General features: G+C 69.7%; 12 protein-coding genes, 1 tRNA gene and 1 pseudogene. 8 read left to right on the forward strand and 6 right to left on the reverse strand.

Features of this window, described 5'->3' with window-relative positions; translation table 11 throughout:
* Positions 1 to 20: 20 nt before the first annotated feature.
* On the reverse strand, positions 21 to 947 hold the full coding sequence (locus OG611_RS25790) for an EamA family transporter (protein WP_323180232.1): 927 nt from the start codon (positions 945 to 947) through the stop codon (positions 21 to 23).
* A gap of 69 nt (positions 948 to 1,016) precedes the next feature.
* On the opposite strand from OG611_RS25790, the gene OG611_RS25795 reads away from it, so the two are divergent.
* The gene (locus OG611_RS25795; RefSeq protein ID WP_266424472.1) at positions 1,017 to 1,943 is read left to right on the forward strand and encodes a LysR family transcriptional regulator; all 927 of its coding nucleotides are present in this window, start codon (positions 1,017 to 1,019) and stop codon (positions 1,941 to 1,943) included.
* A 112-nt stretch (positions 1,944 to 2,055) separates the two neighbouring features.
* Here the strand turns inward: OG611_RS25795 and OG611_RS25800 are convergent, their stop codons facing one another.
* Entirely contained in the window at positions 2,056 to 2,247 is a 192-nt protein-coding gene (locus OG611_RS25800) for a helix-turn-helix domain-containing protein (RefSeq protein WP_323180273.1), read from the reverse strand.
* An 82-nt stretch (positions 2,248 to 2,329) separates the two neighbouring features.
* Here OG611_RS25800 and OG611_RS25805 point away from each other — a divergent pair, with 82 nt between their 5' ends.
* From OG611_RS25805 to OG611_RS25825, 5 genes and pseudogenes are all read left to right on the forward strand, one after another.
* Positions 2,330 to 2,641: a hypothetical protein gene (locus OG611_RS25805; RefSeq protein WP_266424475.1), complete on the forward strand. Its 312-nt coding sequence runs from the start codon at positions 2,330 to 2,332 to the stop codon at positions 2,639 to 2,641.
* A gap of 112 nt (positions 2,642 to 2,753) precedes the next feature.
* A complete protein-coding gene (locus OG611_RS25810; protein ID WP_266424478.1) occupies positions 2,754 to 3,335 on the forward strand; it encodes a sugar O-acetyltransferase in 582 nt (193 codons plus the stop codon).
* 10 nt (positions 3,336 to 3,345) lie between these two features.
* A pseudogene (locus tag OG611_RS25815) lies at positions 3,346 to 3,882 on the forward strand (TetR/AcrR family transcriptional regulator); the annotation flags it as partial.
* 216 nt (positions 3,883 to 4,098) lie between these two features.
* Complete coding sequence (locus OG611_RS25820) at positions 4,099 to 4,857, forward strand: SDR family NAD(P)-dependent oxidoreductase (RefSeq protein WP_266424481.1); 759 nt, start codon at positions 4,099 to 4,101, stop codon at positions 4,855 to 4,857.
* 26 nt (positions 4,858 to 4,883) lie between these two features.
* Positions 4,884 to 5,255, forward strand: a complete 372-nt coding sequence (locus tag OG611_RS25825; protein WP_266426239.1) for a MerR family transcriptional regulator — start codon at positions 4,884 to 4,886, stop codon at positions 5,253 to 5,255.
* 42 nt (positions 5,256 to 5,297) lie between these two features.
* Here the strand turns inward: OG611_RS25825 and OG611_RS25830 are convergent.
* A tRNA-OTHER gene (locus OG611_RS25830) sits at positions 5,298 to 5,371 on the reverse strand.
* Between the two features lie 33 nt (positions 5,372 to 5,404).
* The gene (locus OG611_RS25835) at positions 5,405 to 5,731 is read right to left on the reverse strand and encodes a hypothetical protein (RefSeq protein WP_266424484.1); all 327 of its coding nucleotides are present in this window, start codon (positions 5,729 to 5,731) and stop codon (positions 5,405 to 5,407) included.
* 397 nt (positions 5,732 to 6,128) lie between these two features.
* On the opposite strand from OG611_RS25835, the gene OG611_RS25840 reads away from it, so the two are divergent.
* Positions 6,129 to 7,010, forward strand: a complete 882-nt coding sequence (locus OG611_RS25840) for an alpha/beta fold hydrolase (protein WP_266424486.1) — start codon at positions 6,129 to 6,131, stop codon at positions 7,008 to 7,010.
* A 31-nt stretch (positions 7,011 to 7,041) separates the two neighbouring features.
* On the opposite strand, the gene OG611_RS25845 is transcribed toward OG611_RS25840, so the two are convergent.
* Entirely contained in the window at positions 7,042 to 7,536 is a 495-nt protein-coding gene (locus tag OG611_RS25845) for a DUF3592 domain-containing protein (RefSeq protein WP_266424488.1), read from the reverse strand.
* 213 nt (positions 7,537 to 7,749) lie between these two features.
* Entirely contained in the window at positions 7,750 to 9,012 is a 1,263-nt protein-coding gene (locus OG611_RS25850; protein ID WP_266426242.1) for a phosphatase PAP2 family protein, read from the reverse strand.
* A 756-nt stretch (positions 9,013 to 9,768) separates the two neighbouring features.
* Between OG611_RS25850 and OG611_RS25855 the strand changes: the two genes are divergently transcribed.
* Positions 9,769 to 10,989, forward strand: coding sequence for an AI-2E family transporter (locus OG611_RS25855; RefSeq protein ID WP_266424491.1), 1,221 nt, complete (start codon positions 9,769 to 9,771; stop codon positions 10,987 to 10,989).
* The last annotated feature ends 5 nt before the right edge of the window (positions 10,990 to 10,994 follow it).

The raw sequence follows: 10,994 nt of genomic DNA on the forward strand, positions 1-10,994 counted from the left end.
GGCGTGGACGATGAGGGCCTTCACGTCGTGCTCCTACGGGTGGTGGGACGGCGCGCGGTGGAGACTGCGGCGGTGTTCGCGCCGACGATCACGGCGATGGCGAGCCAGGCGAGGGAATCGAGCCGCTGCCCGAGGACGATGAGGCCGGTCAGGGCCGCGAAGACCGGATTCACGCTCATGAACACGCCGAAGAAGTGCGCCGGAATGCGGCGCAGCGCCAGCAGGTCGGCCAGGAACGGCACCGCGGAGGAGAGCACCCCGGCCGCCAGCGCGCAGCCCAGCGCCGCTGTCGTGGGCGGGCGGTGCCACAGCACCCACGCGCCGACGGGCAGGTAGAGGGTGCCGGATACGGCCGCCGCGGCGGCCGAGCCCTCCAGGCCGGGCAGGCGGGCCCCGACGGTCCGGTTGAGCAGGATGTAGCAGGCCCAGCACGTCGCGGCCAGCAGAGCCAGGCCGATGCCCAGGTAGTCGGTGGACGGCGTGGGACGCGTGAGGACGGCCACCGCACCCGCTGCCGCCACCGCGGCAGCCAGGTCGATGCGGCGCCGGGACCCGGCCAGGGCCACGGCCAGTGGGCCGAGGAACTCCAGCGTGACCGCCAACCCGAGCCCGATCCGCTCGATCGCCGTGTACAGGGACAGATTCATGCCCGCGAACACCAGCGCAAGACCCAGCACGGGACGCCACTGCGCCGCCGTGAAGGACCGGAGCCGCGGCCGGCCGACGGCCCCGAGCACGACGGCGGCCACCCACTGGCGTACCGCCACCATTCCGGCAGGTCCGAGCACCGGGAACGCCAGCGCCGCGATCGAGGCCCCCGTCTGGTTGGACAGGCCGCTGCCGAGCATCAGCGCCACCCCGGCCCCGCGCCCCGTGCCCCCGGAAGGGGCGGCGCTGTCGGCTGAGGTGCCCCGGGGAGCCGCAGCGAGGAAGGAGTCGGGTTTCATGTCCTCCACGATGCGAGCGCCACCGGTATACGCAAAATGCATCCCTGCACCCACCTATACGCTGGATGCATGGATGAGACGCGGGACAGGGCGGCTGCGCTGGAGCTGAAGCATCTGCGGTGCCTGGTCGCCATCATCGACACCGGCAGCTTCACCGACGCGGCCCACGAACTCGGCATCTCCCAGGCCGCTGTCTCCCGCACCCTCGCCAGCCTCGAAAGCCTTCTCGGCGTACGGCTGTTGCACCGCACCAGCCGCAGCGTCGCCCCCACCAGTACGGGTGTCCAGACCCTGGCTCGCGCCCGCCTCCTGCTCGCCGCCGCCGACGAACTCGTCCGCGAAGCCGTCACCGGCCATACCCGCCTGCACATCGGCCATGCCTGGTCCGCCTTCGGCCGGTACACCACCGAGTTCCAGCGCCGCTGGCACGAACAGCACCCCGAGACCGACCTGCGCCTCATCCGCCACAACACCCCCACCGGCGGCCTTGCCGAAGGACTGTGCGACCTTGCCGTCATCCGTGCCCCGATCGACCTGAAGCCGTGGTCCCACGCGCAGATCGGACACGAGGCCCGCTACGTCGCTCTGGCGTCCGACGACCCCTGGGCCCGCCGTCGCAGTATCCGCTTGGACGAGATCCCCGGCCGCACCCTGGCCATCGACCGCCGAACCGGCACCACCGCCCTGGATCTGTGGCCCGAGGAGGACCGGCCCGCCGTCGAATACACCCATGACATCGACGACTGGCTCGCCGCCATCGCCACCGGCCGCTGCATCGGACTGACCCCCCAGGCCACAGCCGCCCAGTACCGCCGCGACGGCATCACCTACCGCCCCCTCCGCGGCGCCGAGCCGACTCCCGTCCACCTCATCTGGCGTGCCCACACCACGCACCCCGCCACCCACACCGCAATCGCCCTCGCCGCCGGCCTCTACCGCGAGGGCCACGGCCCCCTGCGCCCGCATGATCCGAACCCGGCCGCACGCCCCAAGTAATTCGCGGGCAGCGCGCCGCCCCGCGCCCTGTCGCCGCGACGGCGTCGCGATTCCCTGCAAGCCCCTGCCCGCCGGCGCCCGCTACGTGGTGTCGAGGTGGTAGCCCGCACGGTCACGGGCATAGAGGGCGGCGAAGGCGTTCGGCGGGGTCGGCGGCGCCGATGCCGCACAGGCGGGCGATGCGGCCCAGGCGGTAGTCCACCGTGTTGGGGTCCAGGTTGAGGTGGGCGGCCGTGGCCCTGCGGTCGAATCCGTGACGCAGAGAGGCGCGCAGGGTGTTCTCCCATTCGGGGTGACCGTCCAGCGGCTGCCGCCATCGGCCGCATCTCGGCCGTGCTCACCTTCTGTTTCGCCCTCAGCGCGCGACTGCGCGTTGTGGAACCTCGGTGCCAGCACCAATCGGCGACTACTTGTGGGTCGGCCTCACCGATCACAACGTCCAGTCCGTGACCACCCTGAAGGCCGCCGCCATCCCCGTCGCACTGGCCGGTCTGCTCATCTTCGTGCGGGTCGCCGACCGCCCGGCCCGCCGCCCCTGGTCCACCACCGGAACCCTGCTGGCCCTGACCGGCTACGCCCTGCCCGTCCTGGCCGGACCCACCGCTTTCACACGGGCCGCGCTCCTGCTGCTGACCGCCATCGGCGCCAGCGCCTCCCGGCCGGCACAGCGCCACCGACCGGCCCCTGAGCGGACGTAACACCGCACCCCGGCGCACAGCCTGCTCGCGACCGTACTGGCGACCGCTCTCAAGGGTCCGTGTCCCGCGTGAGGAGCGTACGATCGTACGCTTCAGGTGTACGATCGTACGCATGCCGACGAACCACTTCGCTGACGACCCGCGCACCAACCTGGAGCGGATGCTCGCGGGCGACCTCTACATCGCCGATGACCCCGAGATCGCCCGGCGCCAGCAGCAAGCGATGAAGCTGGCCGCCCGCTACCAGGCCGCCTACATCGAGGACGCCGACAAGGCCCGGCCGCTCCTCGCCGAACTGCTCGGCTCCGTGGGGGAGGGCGTCGACGTGCGGCCGCCGCTCTCCGTCGACTACGGCAGCAACATCACCATCGGGGCCCACACCTTCATCAACTTCAACCTGACCGCACTGGACGTCGCACAGATCGTCATCGGCGAGCACTGCCAGATCGGCCCGAACGTCCAGTTGCTCACGCCCACCCACCCCGTGGAGCCGCAGCCCCGGCGGGACAAGCTCGAAGCCGCACGCCCCATCACCATCGGCGACAACGTCTGGCTCGGCGGCGGCGCCATCGTGTGCCCCGGGGTGACGATCGGCGAGAACTCGGTGATCGGCGCCGGCGCGGTGGTCGTCAAGGACATCCCTGCCGACGTCGTCGCCGTCGGCAATCCAGCCCGCCCCGTCCGCGAGCTCTGACGGCGCTCGCATGGCCACCGGACGTACGGACCCACAGCGGCGCGAACGGATTCTCGCCGCCACGCTCGACCTCATCGCCGACGAAGGCGTCGCAGGCGTCTCCCACCGCAAGATCGCTGTCCGCGCCGACGTGCCGCTCGGCTCGATGACCTACCACTTCACCGGCATCGACGAACTGCTGCATGAAGCCTTCACGCAATTCGCCGACCACATCGTGGCCGGCTTCGACATCCGCCTCGGCCGAGCCGACAGCCTCGAAGAGGCCCGTGAGGCCGTCACCGACCTCATCCACACACTCTCCGAGGGCCCCCGTCGCGACCTGATCCTCACCCAGGAGCTCTACACTCTCGCCGCCCGCCGCCCGGAATACCGGCAGCTGTGCCAATCGTGGATGCAGCGAAGCCGCCGCATCCTCGAACGGCACTTCGACGCCGTCACCGCACGCCAAGTGGACGCGCTGATCGAGGGGCTGACCCTGCACCGCGCTCTGGACGACGCCCCTCACGACCGCGAGCTGACACGCCTGGCCGTCGCCCGCATCACCACCGCGGCACAGCCGCACCCCCGGCAGCCCGTGGGGGAGTTCCAGACCATGGTGTCGTCCCACCCGGCCGCACAACACGACGAGGTCACCGTGCTACGGACGAAGCCGGCACCCGCCCCACACGCAAGGCCCGAACGCTTGCCCTCCTGCGGATTCTCCGAGGATTCCCCGACGGAACGTTGACCTTGCCGCTGGCGGCAGGGTTGCACGATCACTGGCATGAACAGCACCCCACCGCAGAGCAGCAGGATCGTCGCCGTCACCGGAGCCGGTACCGGCATCGGTCGGGCCACCGCCCGTGCCTTCGCCGCCGACGGCGCCCACGTGGTCGCGATCGGACGGCGAAGCGAACCGCTGAAGGAGACGGCGACCGGGCATGAGCGGATCACGCCGCTGGCCGTCGACATCACCGCCGAGGGCGAGCCCGAGCGGATCGTCCAGGCCGTGTTGGAGACGCACGGCCGATTGGACGTGCTGGTCAACAACGCCGGCATCGTGCGCAGCGGCGCCCTCGGCATGCTGACGCCGGAGATGATCACGGCTCAGCTTGCCACCAACCTCGTCGCACCGATCCTGCTGGCCCAGGCTGCGCTGCCGTCCCTGGAAGCATCGGGCGGAGTGATCGTCAATGTCAGTACGTCGGTGGGGCAACGGGCTTGGCCCGGCAGCTCGGTCTACGCGGCGACCAAGACGGCCCTGGAACTGCTGACCCGCAGTTGGGCGGTCGAGCTGGCACCCCGCGGGGTGCGGGTGGTCGCGGTCGCCCCCGGCGCGATCGACACCCCCATCGGCGAGCACCAGGGCCTGACCCCGGAGCGGATGACCGCAGTGCGGGAGTGGCAGGTGGCGCACACCCCGCTGGCCCGGATCGGCCGCCCCGAGGAGGTGGCCTGGGCGATCACCCAACTTGCCGCATCGGCTGCGTCGTTCGTCACCGGAGTGGTACTCCCGGTCGACGGCGGAGCGGTGGTGGCGTGATAGGAGTGACCCGGGAGGTGGAACGGGTGCGGATCGGTGAGCTGGCCGGCGCGACCGGGACGAGCGCTCGTGCGCTGCGGCACTACGAGCAGGCCGGGCTGATTTCCTCGGAACGGGCCTCCAACGGCTACCGCAGCTACGACGAGCGGGCCGTGGTGCGGGTCCGCAACATCCGCTACCTGCTGGCCGCCGGGCTCACGCTGGACGATGTGCGCGTGTTCCTGCCATGCCTGGACGGTGATGTGGCTGCCGCACCGCCCTCGGACAAGGGCCTGCGCGTCGCGCTGGAACGGCTGGCGGTCCTCAACGAACGGATCGCCGCCCAGTCCAAGGCCCGCGACCGACTGGAAGCCACGCTCCGGGAGAAGACCAGCGATCGGATCCGCCCGCCGGCCTGACGTCCTGATCCTTGAGACCGGAGTCGTGATGGCCGAGAAGGATGGGGCCGACCGGATTCGAACCGGCGTCCTCCCACACGCGGTGAAGGCGCGACAACCTCTGCGCTACGAGCCCCATCCTGTCCGCGACCATACGGGCCACCTGCGCTTCACCGCTCTTGAATTGTCGAAGGCAACGATGGATCGCCGGGCGTGGCAACGCCACAAGAGCCGAGCCGGAACCCGAGACATGACGGCAGGGCACGGGACGGCCCGCCGCTGTGACGTCTGTTCCAGTGGTCGTCGAAGCGGGCCAGGCCGAGGTCAGCCGGCTTCGGTGGAGTCGAGATGACGGGTGTCACCGAGGCCGGCTCTTGGCGGTTGTGGAAAAAGTCGTCCTCGCGCAGCGTGGTGATGCTGCCGGAGGGCGCCCGGAGACTGGCATATCCGGCCGACTCGATCGGCATCCTGATCCAGGACGGCACGACGAAGGTCAAGGGGCCGCCGTGCGTCACGATGACCTGGTGCTCGCACGGGCTCCGAAGGACCGCGCCGCACGGACACCGGCGGGCGTCAGTTGCGAGTCGTGCCACCCGCCGACGACTCCCTCGACGTGGTGCGTCGCCTCCGGGTGAGTGATGACGTAAAGCGTGCGCACGAGTGCGTGCCCTCCGGTAGTTGGTTTCTTGCTCGATCGCAGTTCGCAACCATGGAAGAGACCGCTCGGAACTATCAAGCGGGAGCTTCGGCACGTGCACGGGTGCCGGCGAAGCGGTCTCACACCGTAGGACCAGGGCTCAGCCGTGGCGGGATGTCGGCAGCTGTCCGGACGCGACGGTCGAGCGGCGCCGATTCCGGGTGCGCACGGACGGGGGATGCTGAGATACTCCCGGTATGCCGATCGTTGAAGTGTCGCCAGGAGTGTCCATCGCGTACGAGACCTTCGGCGATCCCTCCGATCCGGCTGTCCTGCTCGTGATGGGTTTCAGCGCGCAGATGATCGCCTGGCACGAGGACTTCTGCCGCGCACTCGCAGAACGTGGACGTTACGTGATCCGGTACGACAACCGCGACTGCGGGCTGTCCACCAAGTTCGACGATCACCCCGTCGACATGGGCCTGTTCACCGACACCGTGAGCTCGGGAGACGTCGCGTCCGCCCTCGCGATGGTGCCCTACACCCTGACGGACATGGCCGACGACGGCCTCAACCTGCTCACCGTGCTCGGAATCGAACGAGCGCATGTGGTCGGATCCTCGATGGGCGGCATGCTCGCCCAGACGATGGCCATCGGACAGCCGATGCGAGTGCTGACCCTGACGTCGATGATGTCCTCGACCGGCGAGTCCGACTACGGCCGGCCCAGCGCCGAGGCCCAGGCAGTGCTCCTCCGCCCGAAGCCATCGGATCGCGAGGGGTACATCGCGGCGGCGGAACGGGACCTGGTGTGGGCCTCCAAGCGTTACGGCGACGCGGCGCTCCTTCGTGAGCTGGCCGCCGAGAGTTACGACCGCGCCTACCACCCGGCCGGAGCCGGACGGCAACTCGGGGCAATGATCCTCAGCGGCTCGCGCGCCGACGCACTCCGCGGGCTTCGAGTGCCGACCTTGGTGATTCATGGTCTGGACGACATCCTGACCGACCCCAGTGGCGGGAAGCGCACCGCCGACCTGGTGCCCGGAGCGAAGCTCTTGCTGTTCCCCGACATGGGGCACGACCGACCCCGCGAACTCTGGCGCGAGATCATCGACGCCCTGGACGCGCACACCCGCTGATCGCTCCCTCACGTAGGCCGGGATCGCGCAGTCACGCACGCATTGAGCACACGGTCCAGGAGCGTGCCCGCCCCACCAGCGCAATGCCTGTCCCGATCCCTGCGATCACCAGCCCGATCCCGCCGAAGAGCAGGGGCAGCAGCCACAGCGAGGCGAACCCGTTGATCCGCGCGTCCTCGGGGGAATCGGAGCGGTACAGCACCTCGACCCGCTCACCCTGCTCGTACGACGGTGGGTTGGAACCCGTCGAGCTCCGGAACGTCCTCGGCGTACCGTCCGCCGAGGTGAACTCGACCACCGGGTACGCCACGGGCCTGTCGCTCTCCCGCTTCTTGCGGGAGGCGCCGTTGTGGTCGTTCCGCCGCTCCAGCGCCACCACCGTGCCCGGGGCGCGCTCCGCGTCGGTCAGGAACGAGGCCGACACCCCCGCCAGGATCAAACCGACGACCAAGAACAGCGTCCCGAACGTGATCGTCCCGAATGTGATCCACCAGCGGACGCCCCGCCCACGCACCTGAACCTGCACGACGTCCCTCTCACTCGCTTGTCCGGAGTGAGAGGGACGCTATCCCAGGCACCCCGGGTCGGCCTGCCGCCGCCCCGGGGGTGCGCGTGGTACGGCCGTTCCGGAGTCGTCCGAGCCGCCCATGGCCGGCACCAGGCGCAACGCCGCCGCAGGAGTGCCGAGTTGCTCGGCCGGGACCGGCCGAGCGCTGGTGGCCGACTACGAGGCTCAGGCTCAGACCAGTTCGGGTTGCGGTTCCGGCTGCTGCGCCGGTGCGGCCTTCGGTTCCCACAGCCTGGTGGTCCGGACGTAGCCGTAGATCACCGAGGCCGTCGCCAGAATGAGAAGTGGTCCGAACACCCACGGATGTTCGGCCATCTCCACCGACAGATAGCGATACGACACCAGGAGGGCGGCGAAGACGGCTGTACCGTAGGCGACCAGCTGGATTCCCGACCGGTCCCAGCCACGGTCGAGCGAGCGCAGTGCCGCCTCGATCGTGAGTGTGAACACCACGCCGGCAATGATGTCCGCGCCGTAGTGGTAGCCGAAGCCCAGCGTTGCGCCGAGCGTGGCGATCAGCCAGAACGCGCCCGCGAATTGCAGAATCCGTGGCCCCTTGCGGGAATGGATGAAGATCGCGGTAGCCCACGCCGTGTGCAGGCTGGGCATGCAGTTGCGCGGAGTGATCTCGTCGAATGTCATGTGGTGCGGGGTACCGATCGGCGGCGGCGTGTCCGGCCACAGGTTGGCCAACGCCCAGTGCCCGCCGTCGGCGCCGTAGGCGAAGATCGGTCCGACCACCGGGAAGATCATGTAGATGCCCGGCCCGAGCAGGCCGATGACCAGGAAGGTGCGCACCAGATGATGGCCCGGGAAGCGACGCTCGACCGCCACCTTGCGTAGCTGGTACACCGTGACGGCGACCGCGGCCACCGGAAGCTGTGTGTAGATGGCGTCGAGGAAATGGGCGCCGATCGGGCCGGTGGCCCTGACGATCTGGCCCACCAGCCACGACGGGTTGCCCAGTGCATGATCTGCGGTTGCCACGTACTGGTCGAGCACGGTCGGACGGGCCTTCGACGTGATGAGCAGCCAGGCATCGCCCGTCTTGCGGCCGGTCACCAGCAGCAGGCCCAGCCCGACTCCCTTCAGCAGCAGGACACGTTCCTGGCCCGTGCGGCGCGTGACAGCGATGACCGCACAGCCCAGAATCACCCACAGCGCGCCGTTGCCGAAGGGATGGCCTTCGGTCACCTTGGTGTCCGTCGCCCACCGCACCAGCAAGAAGATGAGGTCGATGCCGATCGCGGCCCCGGCGGCGATGAGCCGTTGCTTCCAGGTGAGCACCACCATCATCAACGCCATGCTGGCGTACAACAGGAAGCCCGATTTGGGGGCGATGACCACCTCTTGCGCCTGGGCGACGATCGGCCCCGGCATGCCGTAGTGGCGCGCGGCGATTTCCAGTGCGATGAGGAATCCGAGGGTTACCACCGCCGCTGTGGCCCACAGTATCGCCCGTGGTCGACGCCACGCGGCGATCGCTGTGCTGTCGTCTTTTCGCGAAAACACCCGCGATGCTCTAGGTATCAATTGTTTGGCCGATTTGTTAGATGTTGGCTGGATAGTTCACTCTTCGTGCCGGATGGCGTGGATTTCCGGTGAAGGGCGGGCGGTGAAGGCGCTCGTCGTGAGCTCGAACATGCTATCGGAGTGGTGTGGGCGGGTTCGCTGGTCACGGGTGATGCGAAAGCCGGTCGGCCCTGGCTCGACGATTCGGCATTCCGTGGGTGGTCATGGATCTCTCGAATGCCCGGCGGGCAGCAGGGTGATGAGGGTCGCCCAGTGGCGCCGGTGCGTGCGCAAGAGGTCGTGAACAGGCGTACTGGACCGGGTGGTTGGTATCCCGCCAGTGCGCCCGATGCGGTCGGCGCAGGGAAGGAGGGATGAGATCCCGCGGCCGGGAAGCGGGCCAGAGCGCCGGGGGAGGGGGCGCCCCGCACAAGAGGGAGGATGTGACCGGGGCGCTGTCCGCGGCGGAAACGAGCCGGTCCTTTCGGTCGCGCAGCCGAACCGGATGCGTCGGTCGACTCCACGCGAGAGCCAGCTCTCCGCCACGTCCTCCGCCGCTTTCTGCCCGGGTGCGTCGCGGCGCCTCCAGCGACCCGCGATTCCGCCCGTGGGGTGACATCCTGCGCATGTCGGCCCGGGAGTCCGGAACGACGCGGCCCCTCCTGATACCAGCAGGGAATGCCCGAGCCCTCGCATCCGCAGCCCGACACCACGGACCCCGGCGCACCGTCCGAAGGACGACGACACCGGATCCGCACCGCGTCACGCCGGGCGCTGCGCGGCATGACCGGCCCCGCGGCCCGGAACCCGGACGTGCGACAGGCGCCGCCCGGCTCGCGGCACACGGCACGCGTGAACCCCACGCTCCAGACGGCCGCCGCCTACGCGTGGCGGATCCTCGTGGTGGGAGCCGTCGTGTACGCGGTCTTCTCGGCGCTGGGGCGGTTCCACGAGGTGGCGGCAGCCATCTTTCTCGGCCTGGTGGCGACGGCGGTGCTCCGCCCGATCACGGATCTCCTGGCCCGTCCGATGCCGCGGGCGCTCGCCGTCACCGTGGCACTGCTCGGCAGCATCGTCCTCGTCCTCGGTGTCCTGACGCTCGTCGGCGAGGCGGTCGCCGGAGAACGCGCCGGGCTGGAACGGGAGTTCAGCGACGGTCTGGGCAGGATCGAACAGTGGCTGGAGGGGCCGCCGTTCCGGCTGAATCCGAGGACGCTCGAAGACCTCCGGTCCCGGATCGGGGAGTACCTGTCGAGCCATCGCTCCGCCCTCATCAGCACGGCCGTCAGTGGTGTGGGCCGACTCGTCGAGGTGGTGACGGTATTCGTCCTGGCGCTGTTCTGCTCGGTCTTCTTCCTTCACTCGGGCGACCGGCAGTGGGACTGGTTCTGCGATCAGCTCCCGCGGGCGGCGCGAGCCCGGGTGGCGACCGCGGGCCGGGCGGCCTGGCGTACGTTCACCGGATACACCCACGGCATCATCCTGGTGGCAGGGACCAACGCCGTACTCGTGGGACTGGCCCTCTTCGCGCTCGGAGTGCCACTGGCTCTGCCTCTGGCGCTGCTTGAATTCTTCGCCGCCTTCGTTCCGTTGATCGGCTCGCCGATCGCCCTCGCGGTCGCGGCCGTGGTGGCTCTTGCGGCGAAGGGCCCGATCGTGGCGGCCGTCGTCCTCGTCCTGATCGTGGTCATCGGCCAGATCGAGGGCCACCTGCTGCACCCGCTCGTGATGAGCTGGGCCGTCCGCCTGCACCCCGTCGTGGTCGCGCTGTCGGTGATCGGCGGCGCCATCGCGGCGGGAGTACTGGGAGCGGTGGTGGCAGTACCACTCGTCTCAGTCCTCTGGTCGGTCCGTCAGGCGCTGCGCCCGGCGGACGAGTCCACATCCGCGAAGAGGTGAGCCCG

Source organism: Streptomyces sp. NBC_01363 (assembly GCF_026340595.1).
In the GTDB taxonomy this organism is placed as follows: domain Bacteria; phylum Actinomycetota; class Actinomycetes; order Streptomycetales; family Streptomycetaceae; genus Streptomyces.

Excerpts from the sequence above, each read along its gene's own strand:
- OG611_RS25790 (WP_323180232.1), bottom strand. The coding sequence starts at position 947 with ATGAAACCCGACTCCTTCCTCGCTGCGGCTCCCCGGGGCACCTCAGCC.
- OG611_RS25795 (WP_266424472.1), top strand. The coding sequence starts at position 1,017 with ATGGATGAGACGCGGGACAGGGCGGCTGCGCTGGAGCTGAAGCATCTG.
- OG611_RS25810 (WP_266424478.1), top strand. The coding sequence starts at position 2,754 with ATGCCGACGAACCACTTCGCTGACGACCCGCGCACCAACCTGGAGCGG.
- OG611_RS25820 (WP_266424481.1), top strand. The coding sequence starts at position 4,099 with ATGAACAGCACCCCACCGCAGAGCAGCAGGATCGTCGCCGTCACCGGA.
- OG611_RS25840 (WP_266424486.1), top strand. The coding sequence starts at position 6,129 with ATGCCGATCGTTGAAGTGTCGCCAGGAGTGTCCATCGCGTACGAGACC.
- OG611_RS25855 (WP_266424491.1), top strand. The coding sequence starts at position 9,769 with ATGCCCGAGCCCTCGCATCCGCAGCCCGACACCACGGACCCCGGCGCA.